The following is a 17,587-nucleotide window of genomic DNA, read 5'->3' as shown; positions in this document are numbered from 1 at the left end:
CAGAAAAACCGAGAAAAGATTTGGGTAAGGACAAGGTAGTCACCGGGCTTTTTTGTGTGCTCACTTGGGGCCCTATTTCACTCCTACCCATACTTCAGCGGTTTCGCCGGGGCCGAAGCGTTCGAGGTAAAAGTTGCGGGGCGTCAGTTTCTGGGCCTTCACCGCGTCGAGGGCGGCAGGGTAGAGCTTGTTGGGCGAGAGCAAATAGCTAACGCCGGCCACGCGGGCAGCCACTACGCGCTGGCCGGCGGGCACGAGGCGGTAGCGAAGGCCGGCGGGCAGGGGCCGCAGCGTGTCGGCCACAGCTAGGCCGATGAAGGCGCGCACGGTGTCGTGGGCGGTTTCGGGGTTATTGTAGTAGAGGTTGGCGAGGGCGGCGCCGGGCAGGCGGCCTTGGTCGAGCACCTGCTTGGCGCGGCGGAACAGGGGCCCAAAGCCGTCGCCCTGCGCCGAGCCAGCGTAGGCCTGCCCGGCCAAAAACACTGGGGCGGCAGTAGTTTCAAGGGCGGCGGCGGCGGGGCGGAAGCCGCCAAGCCAAGCATAAGCCCCCACGGCCAGTACGCTGAATAATATAACAGCTAGGAAAATGTAGCGGGTCATCATGCCGCAAAGGTAGCGGCGGGGCCCCGTGGGCGGGGCTAGTATACCAAATCGGGGTGGCCGCAGAGCAGCGTGTCGGCGTATTCGCCGATGAGGTAGCCGTAGAGAAAAAACGTGGAAGCCGTTTCGTGGGTCCACTGCCCGGGGCCTACGGTGGGGGCCGAGGGGGTAAAGCCCGTGTTGGTGTTGGCATCAAAGTGAGCACAGGCTTCCGGTAATTCTCTCATCATGCAAAAAATCTATCTTTTTATTCAATCGCCTGCATAAATATCCGAAGTAAGGGCCCCACCAAATTGCCGCTGGGCCCAGGTTTCGGCTAACAGCGCTTTCGGCGGCCCGAACGGCTTGAAAGATTGTCCCAACGAACCTCACCGGCCGGCGGCTGTTACTGGGTGGGCGTAGCTTCGCAGCCGTTTACCTTCCTCGTATAACCATGGCCTTGCCCATTATTTCTGCCGCCGAAGCGGTTTCGGCGCCGCCGGCCGGGGCAGCGGCGCCCCTCACGGTGGCGGGGGCGGGGCTGGTGGGCTCGCTGCTGGCGCTATACTTAGCCCGGCGCGGCCACGCGGTGCAAGTGCTCGACCGCCGCCCCGACCTGCGCCTGCGCCAGCGCAGCGAAGGCCGCTCCATCAACCTGGCCTTGTCGGACCGCGGCTGGCGGGCCCTAGAGGGCGTGGGCATTGCCGACGACATCCGGCAGGTCAGCATTCCGCTCTACCGCCGCGTGATGCACGACCGCCAGGGCCAACTCACGGGCCAGCCCTACGGGGCCCCCGGGCAGGCCATCTACTCCGTCAACCGCGACCAGCTCAACCGCACGCTGCTCGATTTGCTGGAGGCCCGGCCCGGCGTGCAGCTGCGCTTCGGCCAGCAACTGCAGCGCCTCGACCTGGCCGGCCGCACCCTGTACCTGCGCGACGTGGCCACCGGCCGCGAGTATGCCGAGCCCTACACCCAGCTGTTTGGGGCCGATGGGGCATTCTCGGCCGTGCGCGGGGCCCTGCAACGCACCGACCGCTACAATTACTCGCAGGAATACTTGGAGTACGGCTACAAGGAGCTGACCATTGAGGCGGGCCCTGGCGGCATGTGGGCCCTGGAAAAAAACGCGCTCCACATCTGGCCCCGCGGCCAGTACCTGATGATTGCGCTGCCCAACCTCGACGGCTCGTTCAACGCCACCCTGTTTTTCCCCTACGAGGGCCCCACGAGCTTCGCCGCCCTGCCCGACGCGGCGGCGGTCACGGCCTTTTTCGCCGACGTGTTTGCCGACGCCGTGCCGCTGATGCCGGGCTTGGCCGAGGAGTTTTTCACCAACCCCACCAGCTCGCTCGTCACGGTGCGCTGCTACCCTTGGCACGCGGCCGATGTGCTGCTGCTCGGCGACGCGGCCCACGCCATCGTGCCGTTCTACGGCCAGGGCATGAACGTGGGCTTCGAGGATTGCACCGTGCTTGATGGCCTGCTGAACGCGCACGGCGACGCCAACTGGCCCGCCGTGATGGCCGCCTTCGAGCAGCAGCGCAAGCCCAACGCCGACGCCATGGCCGACCTGGCCCTCTACAACTTCGTGGAGATGCGCGACCGGGTGGGCGACCCGCGCTTCCTGCTCCAGAAGCGCATCGAGAACAAAATTGCCGCCCTGCACCCCACCCGTTGGGTGCCGCTCTACACGCGCGTTACGTTCTCGCACCTGCCTTACGCCGAGGCTTGGGCCGCCGGCCAGCGCCAGGATGCGGTGATGGCCCAACTGATGCCTTACATTCAAACCGAAGCCGATTTCGACGATCCAGCCGTGCAGGCGCACCTAGCCGAAGAGCTAGGCCACGCCGGCATATAGGGGCCCCACAGAAAAAAAACGGGAACATCGGGACCAGTGCCGACTTTTGCTAGCCCAACGGCTATCTTAGCCCTGCCAAGGGTGCTTTTCGCCCAGTAGTTTTACCCGCCGGGCTCCTCGCTTATGCTTACCTGCGCCATCATCGACGACGACGAAATCAACCGGCTCACCCTGGAGCATTACGTGAGCCTCACGCCGGGCCTGGAGCTGAAGGCCTCGCTGGCCGACGGCATTGCCGGCTTGGCCTACCTGCGCGAAGGCCACGCCGTGGACTTGCTGTTCCTCGACATCGAAATGCCCCACCTCAACGGCTTGGAGCTGTTGCGCTTGCTGCAAGACCCGCCCGCCGTTGTCATCACCACCGCCCGCAACGATTTTGCCGTCGATGCCTTCGAGCTGCAGGTGACGGATTACCTGGTGAAACCGTTTGAGTACGGCCGCTTCAGCCAAGCCGTGGAGCGCGTGCGCCAGCACCCGCGGCCCCAGCCGGCCGCCGCGTCCGGGGCCCCCGACGCGCCCGCCAACGCCGACGTGTTTGTGAAGGTGAACAGCCGCATGGTGCGCATCAACTTCAACGACGTGCTTTACGTCGAGGCCCTGTCCGATTACGTCAATATCGTCACGGCGCAACACAAGTACATCGTCTACACCACCCTGAAGGCCCTGGAGGCGCGGCTGGCCGTGTTCCCCAACTTCGTGCGGGTGCACCGCAGCTACTTGCTCAACACGCAGCACATCGAATCCATCGAAGACAATACCGCCAACCTAAAGGGCGGCTACTACGTGCCCATCGGCAAGTCGTACCAGGAAGGCTTTTTCAAGGGGCTGTCGAAGATGTAGTTAAGCGAATAGTTCTGTTTGGGCCCCCGGAAGTTGCAGTTGCTGCCTCTTCCAGGGGCTTCGCTTTTTAGGGCCCCAAGCCTCGCTGGAGCCCCGCCAGGAGGCGGGGCGGCCAACGGCCGGCCCGCCCCCGCCGTACTTTTGCGTGCCATGACCGACGCCGCCGCTGCCGCCCCCAAAAAGCTCTTCCTGCTCGACGCTTTTGCCCTCATCTACCGCTCGCACTTTGCGTTCAGCAAAAACCCGCGCATCAACTCCAAGGGCATGAACACGGGAGCCGTATTGGGCTTCACCAATACCCTGGTGGAGGTGCTGCAAAAGGAGCGGCCCACCCACATCGGCGTGTGCTTCGACGGCCCCAAAAAAACTTTCCGCCACGAGCAGTTTGCCGACTACAAGGCCCAGCGCCAGGCCATGCCCGAGGACATCGGCATCGCCCTGCCGTACATCAAAAAAATCATCGAGGGTTTCCACATTCCCATCCTGATGATGGACGGGTTTGAGGCCGACGACGTAATTGGCACGCTGGCCCAACGCGCCGAGGCCCAGGGTTTTGAGGTGTTCATGATGACGCCCGACAAGGACTACTGCCAGCTGGTGACGGACAACATTAAAATATACCGCCCGGCTTTCATGGGCAACGCGGCCGAAATTCTGGACGTGGCCCACGTGCTGGCCCGCTTCGAGATTGAGCGCGTGGAGCAGGTCATTGACATCCTGGGCCTGCAGGGCGACGCGAGCGACAACATCCCCGGCATTCCCGGCATCGGCGAGAAGACAGCCAAAACGCTGATTCAGAAATACGGCTCGGTGGAGAACCTGCTGGCCAACGTGGACGAGCTGAAGGGCAAGCAGCAGGAGAACGTGCGCAATTTCGCCGAGCAGGGCTTGATGAGCAAGGAGTTGGCCACCATCCACGTGAACGTGCCGCTGGAGTTTGAAGCCGACAAGCTGGTGCTCGACGCGCCCGACGAAGCCCGCTTGCGCGAGCTGTTCGACGAGTTGGAGTTCCGGCAGCTGGCCGCCCGCGTGCTGGGCGGGGGCCCCGAGCGCACCCCGGCCAGCGTGGCCAAGCCCGGCACCACCGGGGCGCGGCGGCCCCGGCCGGCGGCCGGCGGCCAAGCCTCGCTCTTCGGCAACCCCGGCGACGAGGCGGTGGCCATTGGGGCCGAATACGGCGAAACCGGCCAGGCTGGGGCCCCCGACGGGCCCCGCCGCCGGCTCGAAGACGTGCCCTACCAGTACCACCTGATGGACACGCCCGCGCGGCGCCAGTCGCTGCTGCACTTCTTGCTGCGCCAGGCGGAGGTGAGCTTCGACACCGAAACCACGGGCCTGAATACCATGACGGCGCGCCTCGTGGGCCTGAGCTTCTGCTACCGGCCGGGCGAGGCCTACTACGTGCCCGTGCCGGCCGACGACCTGCCCGCCGCCCAGGCCATTGTGGACGAGTTCTGCCCGTTTTTTGAGAGTAAGGACATTCTCAAAATCGGCCAGAACATCAAGTACGACCTCAGCATCCTCAAGCACTACAACGTGGAAGTGGCGGGGCCCCTGTTTGACACCATGCTGGCGCACTACCTCATCGAGCCCGACATGCGCCACAACATGGACGTGCTGGCCGAAACCTACCTGCACTACGCCCCGGTGCCCATCACCGACCTCATCGGCCCCAAGGGCAAGAAGCAAATCACGATGGCCGACATCGAACCGGCGCTGGTGAAGGATTACGCCTGCGAAGACGCCGACGTGACCCTGCAACTCAAGCACGTATTCGAGCCGATGCTCAAAGAGCTGGGCCTGCTAGAGCTGCTGAACACCGTGGAAAACCCGCTGGTGCCGGTGCTGAGCAGCATCGAGTACGAGGGCGTACGCATCGACTCGGTGGCGATGGGCGAATATTCGGCCGAGCTGCAGGGCTACGTGACGGAGCTGGAGCGCCAGATTTTCCAGGAAGCCGGGCAGGAGTTTAACATCGGCTCGCCCAAGCAGCTGGGCGAGGTGCTGTTCGACAAAATGCAGGTCGGCGGCGGCAAAATCAAGAAAACCAAAACCGGCCAGTACGCCACAGGCGAGGAAATCCTGAGCCAGCTCGCGGCCGACAACCCCATTGCCGCCCTCATCTTGGAGTACCGCCAGCTCAGCAAGCTGCGTAGCACCTACGTGGAGGCCCTGCCCCAGCTGGTGAGCGTGGTAGACGGCCGCGTGCACACCAACTTCAACCAGGCCGTGACGGCCACCGGGCGCCTGAGCAGCACCAACCCCAACCTGCAAAACATCCCCATTCGCACCGAAAAGGGCCGCGAAATTCGCAAAGCCTTCGTGCCGCGCGACGACCAGCACCTGTTGCTGGCGGCCGACTATTCGCAGGTGGAGCTGCGCATCATGGCCGATTTTTCGGGCGATGCGACGATGATCGAAGCTTTCCGCCAGGGCATCGACGTGCACAGCAGCACGGCCAGCAAGGTGTTCCGGGTGCCGCTGAGCGAGGTGGACGGCGAGATGCGCCGCAAGGCCAAAACCGTCAACTTCGGCATCATCTACGGCATTTCCGCTTTTGGCCTCGCCCAGCGCATCGGCATCAGCCGTAAGGAAGCCAACGACATCATCGATACCTATTTCCAGGAGTTCCCGTCGGTGAAGCAGTTCATGGACGACAGCATCAACCGAGCCCGCGAGCTGGAATACGCCGAAACGCTGCTCAAGCGCCGCCGCTACCTGCGCGACATCAACTCGCGCAACGCCACGCTGCGCGGCTACACCGAGCGCAACGCCATCAACGCCCCCATCCAGGGCACCGCCGCCGACATCATCAAGCTGGCCATGGTCAATATCTACAACTGGCTGCGCGAGGAAAAGCTAAAAACCCGCATGATCCTGCAAGTGCACGACGAACTCGTATTTGACGCCGTGCAGGAAGAAGTGGCCTACATCACCCCCAAAATCAAGGAGTTGATGACTCAGGCCCTGCTGCTGCCCCGCGGCGTACCGCTGGAAGTAGAAGTGGGCACGGGGCGCAACTGGCTGCAAGCGCACTAGGCTGGCTTGCCATTTCCACCGAGCTTTGGGCCGCTCCTTGACTAGCCAGGGAGCGACCTGAGCATGATGAAGAACATGATACTACTGCTGTTGTGCACCTTGATTAGCCAGGGGGCCTTGGCGCAACGGGCAATTGAGCTAACGGCCTTGCTCCAGCGCCACGGCGTGCCCGGCATGCAGGTGGTGTATACCAAAGGCAAAACCGTAGAATCTTATAACCTTGGGGTGCGCGAAGCGGGTGCCAGCCAGCCCGTTACGGCGGCCACCACGTTCGAGGCGGCGTCGCTGGGCAAGGAAATGCTGGCGTACGTGGCCTTGCGGTTGCACGACCGCAACCTGCTCGACCTCGACAAGCCGCTGTTGCAGTACCACGATTACCCCCGGCTGCGCGGCCAGCCCCGGGCCACCCGCATCACCGCGCGCATGGTGCTGTCGCACACGGCCGGCTTGCCCAACTGGGCTGAGAACCCGACGGGCCCCGGCTGGAAAACATCGGCCCTGGTGCTGGAATACGCCCCCGACAGCTGCTGGAATTACTCGGGCGAGGGCTACACATTTTTACAAAAAACCCTGGAGTACCTCACCGGCAAGCCTTTTGAGGTGCTGGCTACGGAAGAAATATTCAAGCCTTTAGGACTGAAAAACAGCAGTTTTACCTGGCAAGCCTCGTTTGCTGCTACCGCTAGCGCCGGCCACGATGGTGAGGGTAAACCTTCGCCCATCGACCACTTCACCGACCCCAACGTGGGGTATAGCTTGTACGCCACAGCGGGCGACTACAACCGTTTTTTGCAGGCGTTCCGCACGGGTAAGGGGTTGCGGCCCGTGACGGCTCAGTTGCTGCTCGCGCCCGCCACAGCCGCCGACCGCTGCGGCCAGCCCACCACCGCGGCCGACCCTTACATTGCTTGGGCGTGCGGCGTGGGGCTGGCCACCACCAGCCAGGGCCTCGCCCAATGGCAATGGGGCGACAACGGCAACTTCAAAGGTTTTTTCATGACGCTACCCGGCAAGCAGGAAAGCTTGCTGATTTTCACTAACAGCTCCAACGGCCCCAAATTGGTGGACGAAGTGATGCAGTTGTTTTTCGGGCCAGGCCAGTACTGGGCCACGCAGTGGCTGGCTGAATGAAGCGTTGGCTAGCAATAAAATGACTTGCTGGCCAAGCCAAAAAATTATCGCTCACCGTATAGCCGAGCTTTCGGCCAATCCGCTTAAAGCTATGCCACATAAAGCCCAAACGACAACCTTGCAAAACGTGGCCCGCGGCCTCTTGGGCAACTTCATGGTTGTAGCCGGCACGGGGCACCTCACCTTTGCCTGGCAGGATTTCCAGGCGCAGGTGCCTGACTTTGTGCCTCTAGACAAGGATACTGTCGTACTGGAGTCGGGGGTGGTAGAAATCGGCTTGGGATTGGCTCTGCTGTTCTTAAAAGGAAAAAACCGGGTGCGCATGGGCGTGGGCCTGGCCGTATTCTACACGCTTATTTTCCCCGGCAACCTGCACCAGTACGCCAGCCGCATTTCCGCCTTCGGCCTCGACACCGATGCCAAGCGGCTCGGACGGCTGTTTTTCCAACCCGTGCTAATCGCCGGCGCGCTGTGGTCAACCGGGGCCCTAAAAGTGCTCATGAAGAAAAAATAGGCCGCGCGTCTTTCAAACCGCCCGCCGGAAACCACCGCCTCATTGGGGCCCGCAATTACATGACTGCAAGCAATCTAACCCCCATGGACCGGCCCAACCAAAAGGGCCTGGTGGCCGAGCTGACCAGCCTGCTCACCAAGGGCAACGCCCACGCTACTTTTGAGGAAGCCTGCGCTGACTTGAAGCCGGCGCAGTGGAACCAACGCGTACCGGAGGTGCCCTACACTATCTGGCAGCTGGTCGAACACGTGCGCATCGCGCAGTGGGATATTGTAGAGTTCTGCTTTGAACCCCGGCACGAATCGCCAAAGTGGCCGGACGGCTACTGGCCTACCCAAGATGCCACCGCTGACGAAGAGCAGTGGCAGGAAACGCTGGACTACATTCGGCAGGACCGGCAACGCTTTCTTTATCTGCTGCATGCCCCCGGCACCAACTTACTGGCGCCCTTGCCGCACGGCACTGGCCAAACCATCTTGCGCGAAGCTTTTCTCATTGCCGACCATGCAGCTTATCATACCGGCGAAATCATTCTACTGCGCCGCCTGCTGCACACCTGGAAATAAACGGTAGCGCTAATCATGCGCTGCTTGCTAAAAGCCAAAGAGCCCGGAGTGTCTGACGCTCCGGGCTCTTTGGCTTTTGGAAGAAGCCTACTTCTTCTGGGTTTTCACCTTCTTGCCCGAAGGCTTGTCAACGATTTCCTCTTCGTTCTTTTTTTCCTTGTTCTTGGTGGCGGGGTCGGTGTGCTTCGGGGTGCTGGTGGGCGTGGCCATGGTGCAGATTTTTTAAGGATGGATACCTGCTGTGTACGCGCGCCAGGGCCCTGGCGTTGGGCTGAAGTTAGGGGCGAGAATTTAGCACGCCGGCGGCCAGCACACGCAATGCATTGGTCTGGTAAGGGTTGAGCGAATCGGCGGCTACGCGGCGCAGGGCGTCGCGGGCGGCGGCGGGCTGCTGAGCCTGCCAATAAGCCATGCCCAAGTGGTAGAGGGCACGGCGCGCCAAGGGCCCTCCTATGACCTCAGTTAAGCGGTGCAGAGGCGGCTGAGCTGCTTGGTTATCACCCGATTGCAATAGGAACAGTCCCCGGTAATAGCTCAGCGTATCGGCGCCAATTTCGCTAGGCGACAGGCGGCCCAGCGTGTGCAGGGCAGTAGGGTAGTGACCGGCGCGGTACTCGGCCAGGGCCTGGGCCAGCAGGGGGCGGCTGCGCTCCTGGGCCGGCGTAAGGGCCAGCGCGGGGTCGAAGCGGTAGTAGCTGGCCCAGCTTTCTTGGGGCTGGGCGGTGCGGCTCGTCGTCCACCAAGCGGTAGCGGTGCCCAGCGCCACCAGCAGCGCCGCCATGGCCCACAGCAGGCTGCGCCGCCGGTGGCCGCGGCTGATGCGCTGGAGCCGGGCCAGCGAGGTGGTGCGTTGGTCGAGGCGGCGGTCGAGCAGGTGCAAGCGCAAGCGCAGGGTGTCGTGGCCAGCTGCCCAGCGCAAATCGGCCGTAAACTGTTCGTAGGCGGCGTAGGCTGTCGCCAAGTCAGCATCGGTGGCCAAGCGCTGCTCAAACGCTTCCTGAGCCGATTCGTCCAAGGCCCCGTCGGCGAAGCGCTCCAGCGCGTCGAGGTGCGTACGGAAGCCGTGGGGTGGGTTCGTCAGGTCTACCAGGCGGCGCAGGCAGGCCCCTTTCTGGCGGCGGGCCACGGCGGGGTTGGCAAAGCCTAGCTTGCCGCTCATTCGCCCGAAGTTGTAGCCGTGGAAGTAAAAATACGTCAGCAGCCGCTGGCAATCGGTCCCGAGTTGGTGGAAGTGCGCCAGTCGTTGCTGGCGGCGGCTGGCCTCGGCGGCGGGCAGGGGCGCGGCCGCAGCGGCCAGTTGCTGCTCGGCCAACTGGTTCACGTGGGCCGGCACGTCGGGAGGCAAGCGCGTGAGGCGGCCATCGGATACTTGGTCGTAGAAATCAAGCAGGGCCCCTTGCAGTAACGCGTACGCCGCCGGGGCTCCCAACTGGTGCTGGCGCAGGGCCCAACGGGCAAACACGTCGCGGCGCTGCTGGTAGAAATCAACGAGAAATTTCTGGTTGCCAACGCGCAAGTGCGTCAGAACCTCAGCAAGTGGCGTAGACATAATAAATAGTATTTAAAAGTGATTGATAATGAATAAAATAATCGAATAGCCTGATTGACTAGTATTTTTAAATGAAGGTATGGTTTTATTTGCGAACTGCCCAAGCCACGGCTGGTGGCCCCGAGGCCCGTGGGCGGGGTGGCGGAGCCATTGTACCTTTGGGCCATGGAAATCACCGCCCCTGCCCGCCTTCACGATGCCGCCGTGTTCGGCCTCATCGAACAAGAGAAAATCCGCCAGACCCATGGCCTGGAGCTGATTGCGTCCGAAAACTACGTGTCGGAGCAAGTGATGGCTGCCCAAGGCTCGGTGCTGACCAACAAGTACGCCGAGGGCTTGCCCGGCAAGCGCTACTACGGTGGCTGCGAGATAGTTGACCAGGTAGAGCAGTTGGCCATCGACCGCGTGAAGGAGTTGTTTGGCGTGGCTTGGGCCAACGTGCAGCCCCACTCCGGGGCCCAAGCCAACGCCGCCGTGATGCTGGCCTGCCTCAACCCCGGCGATAAAATCCTGGGCTTCGACCTGAGCCACGGCGGCCACCTCACGCACGGCTCACCGGTGAACTTTTCGGGCAAGCTCTACCAGCCCAGCTTCTACGGCGTGGAGCAGGAAACGGGCCTGATTGACTGGCAGAAGGTGAAAGAAATTGCCCGCCGCGAGCGGCCCAAAATGATCATCTGCGGGGCCTCGGCCTATTCGCGCGACTGGGACTATAAAACCCTGCGCGAAGCTGCCGACGAGGTGGGGGCTCTGCTGCTGGCCGACATCTCGCACCCGTCCGGCCTTATCGCCAAAGGCCTGCTGAACAGCCCATTCCAGCACTGCCACATCGTGACGACGACGACCCACAAAACCCTGCGGGGCCCCCGTGGGGGCCTCATCATGCTGGGCCAGGACTTCGATAACCCCTTCGGCCTTAAAACGCCCAAGGGTGAGGTACGGCCCATGTCGGCCCTGCTCGATTCGGGCGTGTTTCCCGGCACGCAGGGCGGGCCCCTCGAGCACGTGATTGCCGCCAAAGCCGTGGCCTTTGGCGAGGCGCTGAGCGACGATTTCACGACCTACGCCAAGCAGGTGGCCGCCAACGCCCAGGCGCTAGCGGCGGGCTTCACGGCTTTGGGCTACAACATTATTTCGGGCGGCACCGACAACCACCTGATGCTGATTGACCTGCGTTCGAAGGGCCTCACCGGCAAGCTGGCCGAAAACACGCTCATCAAGGCTGATATCACTATCAACAAAAACATGGTACCGTTCGACGACAAGTCGCCGTTCGTGACCAGCGGCATGCGCATCGGCTCGGCCGCCATCACCACCCGCGGCTTGGGCACGGCCGACATGGGCCGCGTTGTGGAACTCATTGACGAGGCCCTGACCTACCACGCCGACGACACCCGCCTGGGCCACGTGCGCCGGCAAGTGAACGCCTGGCTCCAGGATTACCCGCTCTTCGCTTAAATCTCGTAGGTGCCCCGGCGCGGGCCCAGTTGGTGGGCCCGCACGGGGCCCCACCGGCGGGGCCCCCGAAGCCGTTTACCCCAATTCCTGTTCTGTGCAACCGCAACCGCAAACTTCCCCCTCGCTGGGCGACCAGCACGAAATGTCCTTCATCGACCACCTGGAGGCGTTGCGCTGGCACGTCATCCGGGCGGCGATTTCGGTGGTGGTGTTTGCCACAATTGCCTTCTTTTCGAAGAATTTCCTCTTCCACACCCTGATCCTGGGGCCCTCACGCGCCGACTTCTGGACCTACCAGATGTTCTGCAAAATGGGCAAGCTCTTCGGTAACGCCGAGCCCTGCGCCGACCACGTTAACTTCATCATCCAGAACCGGGAGATGAGCGGGCAGCTCTCGATGCACATCAGCACGTCCGTCATTGCGGGTTGCATCTTGGCCTTTCCGTACCTGTTCTGGGAGCTGTGGCGCTTCATTAAGCCCGGCCTGTACCCACACGAGCGCCAAAACTCGCAGGGCGCCGTGTTCTTCGTGTCGATTCTCTTTGTCGCGGGTGTGCTGTTTGGCTACTACATCGCCGCCCCGATGAGCATCAACTTCCTGGCCGGCTACACCGTCGACGCCAGCATTGAGAACCAGATTGACTTGCAGAGCTACCTGAGCACGCTCACCACCATGACGCTCTCGTGCGGACTGGTGTTTGAGTTGCCCATGATTGTGTTCTTTTTGGCCAAGGCCGGGGTCGTGACGCCCGAAATTATGCAGCTCTACCGCAAGCACGCCATCGTGGTCATCCTCATCATCGCGGCCATCATCACCCCGCCCGATATCACGGCCCAGATCATCGTCACCATCCCCATCTTGCTCCTCTACGAGCTTAGCATTCACATTGCCCGCGTGGTGCGCCGCGGCGACGCCGCCCGGCTCAATGCCAAGCTGGCCCGCCAGCAAGCCGAAGAAGAAGCCCGCACCGCCATCGGTCCGCCTGTTAACTAATTAACATGCTCTGGTTTCATTCGGTGGGGCCCCAGCCACGGCGCCTTCGGGCCCGCGGCCCCACCTCCTTATATATACTAGGTGTATAGTACCATGCGCCCGAACCACTTCATCATCCTAGGGGCCATAACCGCCGCCAGCCCCTTGGGCAGTTGCCAACAAACGCCCGCCACCATTGCAACTACCGAAGCCGTTTCGGCCGCAGCTACTCCAGTTCCTGCCGGGGCCTCCACCGAAGCGGCGGCGCGCGCCGCCATCGGCCGATACCTGCAAGGCCAATTTAACGCCAACTTATATGTCATCGATTCAGCCCGCGCCACCGATCTCGGGGCCTATTGGCAAGTCCTAGTACCCCGTACCGACTGGATCCACCGCATGCCCAACCGCGCCGCCTTCGAGGTAAACAAGCAAACAGGTAGCGTGAAAACGCTGCCAGTAAAGTAATTGAGTAAAATAATAGGCACAACGTTACGCAAAAAGTACCCCGAAGCACTTATAAGTAATTGTCTTACAGATGCTGAAAGATTAACGAACGCTAGACTTACCTCTAAGCTCAACAGAGTATATGGTAAGAGTGCTAAGGGCGACGCCAATCAAAAGAATGTAGTACTCCCCAAAAGTTGGACAGGTTAGGCGGGCTATCTTAGAGGCTATCCAAATAGGCAGTTATACCAGGTGATTCGCGCAAGCAAAATGAAGCATGGCCAGGTAGTTTTCGGGCTTTTTGGCCCAGCGAATGAGCAAGTGCCGGAAGCGGTTGCGCCAGGAGTGGGTCCGCTCCACGGCCCAGCGCCGGGCTTTCTGGCCGGCTTTTTTGGCCTGGACTTCTTCCCCCCGCGGGCGGATGTGGGCCGTGTAGCCGAGGGCCGCCAGCAGTTCGCGCACCTGCTTCGAGGCGTAGCCGGCAGCCAGGCACAGCCCCTGCTGCCCGCCCGCCGCCCGGTGGGCGTCGCGGGCGGCTTCGGCCTGGGGCGGCACGCTGGCCCAGGTGCTCTCCACCAGCTTCCCGTCGTGGCGGTTGGCCCCGTCGAGCACCAGCCCCACCGGGATGCCCCGGGCCTCCGTCAACAGGCTGCGCTTGACGCCGCCGTTGCCGCGGTCCGGGGGGTTGGGCCCCGTTTTTTTTTCCGCCCAGCGGCGCTTTGTGCAGCGAGCCGTCGAGGGCCATCCAGGCAAAGTTTAACCCAAGCAGCTCGTCGTAGTCGCCCAGGGCCTCGTCCCAGCGGCGGGCAAATACGCCGGCTTGCACCCACTGCTGGAACCGGCTGTGGGCGGTACTGCTTTGGCACAAACCGGTTGCATCCAGCCCTTTCCACTGGCAGCCCGTGCGCAAAACGAAGAAGATGGCGCTCCGCGCGTCCCGGTCCGGGATGCGCGGCCGATGGCAGCCCAGCGGGTGGGCCTTGCCCACATGCGCGGGCAGCAGGGGCGCTAACCGCGCCCAAAGCGTGTCTGAAATCGTGAATTCTTGAACTGTCGCCATTAGCCAAAGTTAATCCCCTATTTGGATAGCCTCTTAGAGGCTATCCAAATAGGTTGTAAGTTGGAGTTATGGCGACAGTTCAAGCGTTTACCATTTCCGACACCTTATGGGAGCGGCTTTCCCCGCTCTTGCCGGTCCATGTGCCCAAAGCCCACCCTTTGGGCTGCCACCGCCGCCGCCTTGCGGACCGGGAGGTACTGAGCGCCATTTTCTTCGTTCTGCGCACGGGTTGCCAGTGGAAAGCATTGGATGCGACGGGTTATGCAAAAGCTCCACGGCCCACAGTCGGTTCCAACAGTGGGTGCAGGCGGGCGTATTTGCCCGCCGCTGGGACGAGGCCCTGGGCGACTACGACGAGCTGCTTGGGTTAAACTTTGCCTGGATGGCCCTCGACGGCTCGCTGCACAAAGCGCCGCTGGGCGGAAAAAAAAACGGGGCCCAACCCCCCGGACCGCGGCAACGGCGGCGTCAAGCGCAGCCTGTTGACGGAGGCCCGGGGCATCCCGGTGGGGCTGGTGCTCGACGGGGCCAACCGCCACGACGGGAAGCTGGTGGAGAGCACCTGGGCCAGCGTGCCGCCCCAGGCCGAAGCCGCCCGCGACGCCCACCGGGCGGCGGGCGGGCAGCAGGGGCTGTGCCTGGCTGCCGGCTACGCCTCGAAGCAGGTGCGCGAACTGCTGGCGGCCCTCGGCTACACGGCCCACATCCGCCCGCGGGGGGAAGAAGTCCAGGCCAAAAAAGCCGGCCAGAAAGCCCGGCGCTGGGCCGTGGAGCGGACCCACTCCTGGCGCAACCGCTTCCGGCACTTGCTCATTCGCTGGGCCAAAAAGCCCGAAAACTACCTGGCCATGCTTCATTTTGCTTGCGCGAATCACCTGGTATAACTGCCTATTTGGATAGCCTCTTAGAGTCGTTTTATCCCCCATTGCTATAAAAAGGCCAATATCAGAAACTGCTCCGATAGGGTTTTTCTCAAAAAAGGAAAATTCTCCCAGCTGGCCGCTTTAGGTATGGATAGGGCCGCTCTTTGGTCTTTGCGCCGTACTAACCCAGGTTGTTGAAGCCTCGAAGCGTATTTGAGCTAATACCACCAACCTGCTTTAAACAACCCTCAAGAATTGATGAATGCACGTATTTGCAGGAACATGCCACTTTGGTAGGACCAAGGCCGATTATTTCTTTGCCTGCTTCCCTTCTTCTGTAGCAGCCACGGGCCCCATCTCAAACTCCAGCACGCCGCCCCGCACGATGTCCTCGTGCGTGATGAAAAAGTTGGCGTACGGCTTCCCATTGAGCTTCACCGACTGCGCATAAATGTTTTCCGGGCTGGCGTGATGAGCTATGATGCGAAAGAGCTGGCCCTGGGGCAGCCGCAGCTTCACCTCGGGGAAGACCGGGCTGGTGAGGTAATACAGGTCCTGGCCCGCGTTGGGGAAGATGCCCATCGCGGAAAACACGTACCACGAGCCCATTGCGCCGCTGTCCTCGTTGCCGGGGTAGCCTTTTTCGGTGTATCCCTGGCGCATGAGGCGGCGCACGTAGTAGCTGCTCAAATCGGGGCGGCCCGCGTGCTGAAACAGCTGCACGGTCAGGAAAGAGGGCTCGTTGTCGGCCTGGAGCAGCTTGTAATCGAAGGCATGTTGCAGCTTGGTGACGAAGGCGGCCCTGCCGCCGTTGAGCACGATGAGCGTATCAATCTGGTGGGGCGCGAACCAGGAATAGGTCCAGGAACTGCCCTCGTAGAAGAACTGCCGCCACGAGGCCTGCCGGGCCTTCAGGTCGATGGGTAGGAAATCCTTGTCCTGGGTTTTGGGCACGATGAAGCCCTTGAAGCCGTCGCTTTCGGCGGCGGGGTTCCACAGGGCCACCCATTTTTTGCTGCGGGCCAGGTAGCGCGCGTAGTCGGCGGAGTGGCCTAACCCGCGGGCCACCTCGGCGGCGCAGAAATCGTTGTAAGCGTACTCCAGGGTCATGTTGCCGGCCATCGGCCCGAACGGAATCCAGCCCTGCTTCTTGTAGTAGCCTAGCAGCGGCTCCTCCTTGCGCCAGGCAAAGCTGCCCAGGCGCTCCTGGTCGGCGTGGTAGCGCAGCACCTCGTAGGCCTTGTTCCAGTCCACGCCGGGCAGCTTTTTCACGTAGGCGTCGGCGATGATGTTATCCACGTTGTTGCCGCCCTGTTCCTCCACCATGTCATTTCCGGCGATGTAGGCGTCCTTCACCACCCCGTTCTGGGCCAGGCGGGCCGCGAAAGAATTGATGGTGCCCGCCACCATGGCCGGGTTGAGCAGCACCTGGAGCGGGTACATCGTCCGCCAGGTGTCCCACACCGCAAAATGGTCGTCCCACGCCGGCACGTCTTTGCCGAAGTCGGGCAGGTCGTTGGTCCGGTCGCGGGGCATGAGCAGCGCGTGGTACAGGGCCGTGTAAAAGATGCGGCGCTCCGAGGCGGAGCCGCCCGCTACTTCCACCTTGGCCAGCTGCTGATTCCAGGCCGCCTGGGCCTGCTTTTTCACCGCCGCGTAGTTCCAGCCCGGAATCTCCGCATCCAGCCACTGAACCGCCTGCGCCGTGCTCTTCAGCGAAACCCCTATCTTGAGGTACACAGCCTTGCCGGCCGTGCTGCGGAGCTTGAAATAAGCCCCTACCCGGTCGTTGGGCTGGCGCAATGAGTCGGCGGCCTGGTCGGGGCTAACCGTACCATTGAGCCAGGTGCCGACGGCGGTGGGCGCCTGGCTGAGCCGGGCACAGAAGTACACATTGTAGTCTCCGCCGCCAAACCCACCCCGGTAGGTGCCGTAGCCCCGGATTTCGTCGTGGGCGGGAGTTGTGAACGCCACGCGCCCGGCCAATACCTTGCCGCCCACAAAGGGCACGATGTCGCGCACGAGGCAGTGCGTGATGTCGAGCAGCAGGTGCGCGTCGTCGGATTTTGGAAACTCGAACCGGTAGATGGCACTGTGCGCGGCCGGCGTCACGGCCACGCCGATGCCGTAGCGGCTCAACTTCACCGCGTATTCGTAGGGCGTGGCGTGCTCGTTTTCCTTGGGCGAATCGTGCGCCTCCTCGCCGGTAGCCAGGCCAATCTGCGGCGAGAGAAACACCTGCCCGTACTTACCCCAGCCGGTGCCGCTCACGTGCAGCTGGCCGAAGCCACGGATGGGCTGGTCAGGCGCGTACCCGTCGTGGCTGCCCTTGGCGGTTTGCGGACTCGGGTTGATGGAGCCGAACGGCAGCTGCGGCCCGATGACGCAGTTGCTGTAGCCGTCGGTATCGATTACCCCGATGTTGGGGTCCACGTAGTCCACCGGCTGCCGGGCCTTGGGCGCTTTGGCGGCGCGGGCCGGGGCCCCGCCCAGCTGCTGGCCGGCGGCCGGAACCCCAACGCATAGAAGTCCCGCCAGCGCCAGCCAACCGCTGGTCCGGCACCGCGCCGTCATTGTTTTCGTGTTCATGCAATACCTATTATTAGTCATCTGATTGGTCGTCCGCGCGAGTTGCTGGCACCCAGGCGGTGCGAGCGGCAACCCGATTTTTCGCTGACGCAGCATAGTGCTCAAGGGGCAAACTTCAGTT

At 62.5% G+C, this 17,587-nt stretch carries 14 protein-coding genes and 2 pseudogenes; 10 read left to right on the top strand and 6 right to left on the bottom strand.

Features of this window, described 5'->3' with window-relative positions:
• Positions 1 to 72: 72 nt before the first annotated feature.
• Together AXW84_RS20425 and AXW84_RS20420 are read right to left on the bottom strand one after the other, a co-directional pair.
• Positions 73 to 603: a GyrI-like domain-containing protein gene (locus tag AXW84_RS20425; protein WP_068237691.1), complete on the bottom strand. Its 531-nt coding sequence runs from the start codon at positions 601 to 603 to the stop codon at positions 73 to 75.
• Between the two features lie 35 nt (positions 604 to 638).
• Positions 639 to 830: a hypothetical protein gene (locus AXW84_RS20420; RefSeq protein WP_157887158.1), complete on the bottom strand. Its 192-nt coding sequence runs from the start codon at positions 828 to 830 to the stop codon at positions 639 to 641.
• 203 nt (positions 831 to 1,033) lie between these two features.
• Here AXW84_RS20420 and AXW84_RS20415 point away from each other — a divergent pair, with 203 nt between their 5' ends.
• From AXW84_RS20415 to AXW84_RS20390, 6 genes are all read left to right on the top strand, one after another.
• Complete coding sequence (locus AXW84_RS20415) at positions 1,034 to 2,440, top strand: FAD-dependent oxidoreductase (protein WP_204248394.1); 1,407 nt, start codon at positions 1,034 to 1,036, stop codon at positions 2,438 to 2,440.
• Positions 2,441 to 2,563: 123 nt separating this feature from the next.
• Positions 2,564 to 3,280 carry a LytR/AlgR family response regulator transcription factor gene (locus tag AXW84_RS20410; RefSeq protein ID WP_068237685.1) on the top strand — a complete coding sequence of 239 codons (717 nt, stop codon included), beginning with the start codon at positions 2,564 to 2,566 and terminating at the stop codon, positions 3,278 to 3,280.
• A 150-nt stretch (positions 3,281 to 3,430) separates the two neighbouring features.
• Entirely contained in the window at positions 3,431 to 6,319 is a 2,889-nt protein-coding gene (polA, locus tag AXW84_RS20405; RefSeq protein ID WP_068237683.1) for a DNA polymerase I, read from the top strand.
• Between the two features lie 63 nt (positions 6,320 to 6,382).
• Entirely contained in the window at positions 6,383 to 7,450 is a 1,068-nt protein-coding gene (locus AXW84_RS20400) for a serine hydrolase domain-containing protein (RefSeq protein WP_068237681.1), read from the top strand.
• A 91-nt stretch (positions 7,451 to 7,541) separates the two neighbouring features.
• Positions 7,542 to 7,964, top strand: coding sequence for a DoxX family protein (locus AXW84_RS20395; RefSeq protein WP_068237679.1), 423 nt, complete (start codon positions 7,542 to 7,544; stop codon positions 7,962 to 7,964).
• An 83-nt stretch (positions 7,965 to 8,047) separates the two neighbouring features.
• On the top strand, positions 8,048 to 8,530 hold the full coding sequence (locus AXW84_RS20390) for a DinB family protein (RefSeq protein ID WP_068237676.1): 483 nt from the start codon (positions 8,048 to 8,050) through the stop codon (positions 8,528 to 8,530).
• An 87-nt stretch (positions 8,531 to 8,617) separates the two neighbouring features.
• On the opposite strand, the gene AXW84_RS26275 is transcribed toward AXW84_RS20390, so the two are convergent.
• On the bottom strand, positions 8,618 to 8,740 hold the full coding sequence (locus AXW84_RS26275) for a hypothetical protein (RefSeq protein ID WP_257722069.1): 123 nt from the start codon (positions 8,738 to 8,740) through the stop codon (positions 8,618 to 8,620).
• A gap of 67 nt (positions 8,741 to 8,807) precedes the next feature.
• The gene (locus tag AXW84_RS20385; RefSeq protein WP_157887156.1) at positions 8,808 to 10,079 is read right to left on the bottom strand and encodes a tetratricopeptide repeat protein; all 1,272 of its coding nucleotides are present in this window, start codon (positions 10,077 to 10,079) and stop codon (positions 8,808 to 8,810) included.
• Between the two features lie 165 nt (positions 10,080 to 10,244).
• Here AXW84_RS20385 and glyA point away from each other — a divergent pair, with 165 nt between their 5' ends.
• The 3 genes from glyA to AXW84_RS20370 all read left to right on the top strand — a co-directional run bounded on the left by glyA (position 10,245) and on the right by AXW84_RS20370 (position 12,975).
• Positions 10,245 to 11,537, top strand: coding sequence for a serine hydroxymethyltransferase (glyA, locus tag AXW84_RS20380; protein ID WP_068237670.1), 1,293 nt, complete (start codon positions 10,245 to 10,247; stop codon positions 11,535 to 11,537).
• Between the two features lie 94 nt (positions 11,538 to 11,631).
• Positions 11,632 to 12,531, top strand: coding sequence for a twin-arginine translocase subunit TatC (gene tatC, locus AXW84_RS20375; RefSeq protein ID WP_335339477.1), 900 nt, complete (start codon positions 11,632 to 11,634; stop codon positions 12,529 to 12,531).
• Between the two features lie 93 nt (positions 12,532 to 12,624).
• Positions 12,625 to 12,975 carry a hypothetical protein gene (locus AXW84_RS20370; RefSeq protein WP_068237664.1) on the top strand — a complete coding sequence of 117 codons (351 nt, stop codon included), beginning with the start codon at positions 12,625 to 12,627 and terminating at the stop codon, positions 12,973 to 12,975.
• A 206-nt stretch (positions 12,976 to 13,181) separates the two neighbouring features.
• On the opposite strand, the pseudogene AXW84_RS20365 reads toward AXW84_RS20370, so the two are convergent.
• A pseudogene (locus AXW84_RS20365) lies at positions 13,182 to 14,014 on the bottom strand (IS5 family transposase).
• Positions 14,015 to 14,082: 68 nt separating this feature from the next.
• Between AXW84_RS20365 and AXW84_RS20360 the strand changes: the two are divergent.
• Positions 14,083 to 14,914 (top strand): annotated as a pseudogene (locus AXW84_RS20360) (IS5 family transposase).
• Positions 14,915 to 15,186: 272 nt separating this feature from the next.
• Here the strand turns inward: AXW84_RS20360 and AXW84_RS20355 are convergent.
• Positions 15,187 to 17,466, bottom strand: a complete 2,280-nt coding sequence (locus AXW84_RS20355; protein ID WP_157887154.1) for a GH92 family glycosyl hydrolase — start codon at positions 17,464 to 17,466, stop codon at positions 15,187 to 15,189.
• Positions 17,467 to 17,587: the final 121 nt, after the last annotated feature.

Source organism: Hymenobacter sp. PAMC 26628 (genome assembly GCF_001562275.1).
In the GTDB taxonomy this organism is placed as follows: Bacteria; Bacteroidota; Bacteroidia; order Cytophagales; family Hymenobacteraceae; genus Hymenobacter.
This window is presented reverse-complemented; position numbering and strand designations above follow the sequence as displayed.

Coding starts and splice junctions, on each gene's coding strand:
- AXW84_RS20425 (WP_068237691.1), bottom strand. CDS start 603: ATGATGACCCGCTACATTTTCCTAGCTGTTATATTATTCAGCGTACTG.
- AXW84_RS26275 (WP_257722069.1), bottom strand. CDS start 8,740: ATGGCCACGCCCACCAGCACCCCGAAGCACACCGACCCCGCCACCAAG.
- AXW84_RS20355 (WP_157887154.1), bottom strand. CDS start 17,466: ATGAACACGAAAACAATGACGGCGCGGTGCCGGACCAGCGGTTGGCTG.
- AXW84_RS20390 (WP_068237676.1), top strand. CDS start 8,048: ATGGACCGGCCCAACCAAAAGGGCCTGGTGGCCGAGCTGACCAGCCTG.
- AXW84_RS20415 (WP_204248394.1), top strand. CDS start 1,034: ATGGCCTTGCCCATTATTTCTGCCGCCGAAGCGGTTTCGGCGCCGCCG.
- AXW84_RS20395 (WP_068237679.1), top strand. CDS start 7,542: ATGCCACATAAAGCCCAAACGACAACCTTGCAAAACGTGGCCCGCGGC.
- AXW84_RS20410 (WP_068237685.1), top strand. CDS start 2,564: ATGCTTACCTGCGCCATCATCGACGACGACGAAATCAACCGGCTCACC.
- AXW84_RS20400 (WP_068237681.1), top strand. CDS start 6,383: ATGATGAAGAACATGATACTACTGCTGTTGTGCACCTTGATTAGCCAG.
- polA (WP_068237683.1), top strand. CDS start 3,431: ATGACCGACGCCGCCGCTGCCGCCCCCAAAAAGCTCTTCCTGCTCGAC.
- AXW84_RS20420 (WP_157887158.1), bottom strand. CDS start 830: ATGATGAGAGAATTACCGGAAGCCTGTGCTCACTTTGATGCCAACACC.
- glyA (WP_068237670.1), top strand. CDS start 10,245: ATGGAAATCACCGCCCCTGCCCGCCTTCACGATGCCGCCGTGTTCGGC.
- AXW84_RS20385 (WP_157887156.1), bottom strand. CDS start 10,079: ATGTCTACGCCACTTGCTGAGGTTCTGACGCACTTGCGCGTTGGCAAC.
- AXW84_RS20370 (WP_068237664.1), top strand. CDS start 12,625: ATGCGCCCGAACCACTTCATCATCCTAGGGGCCATAACCGCCGCCAGC.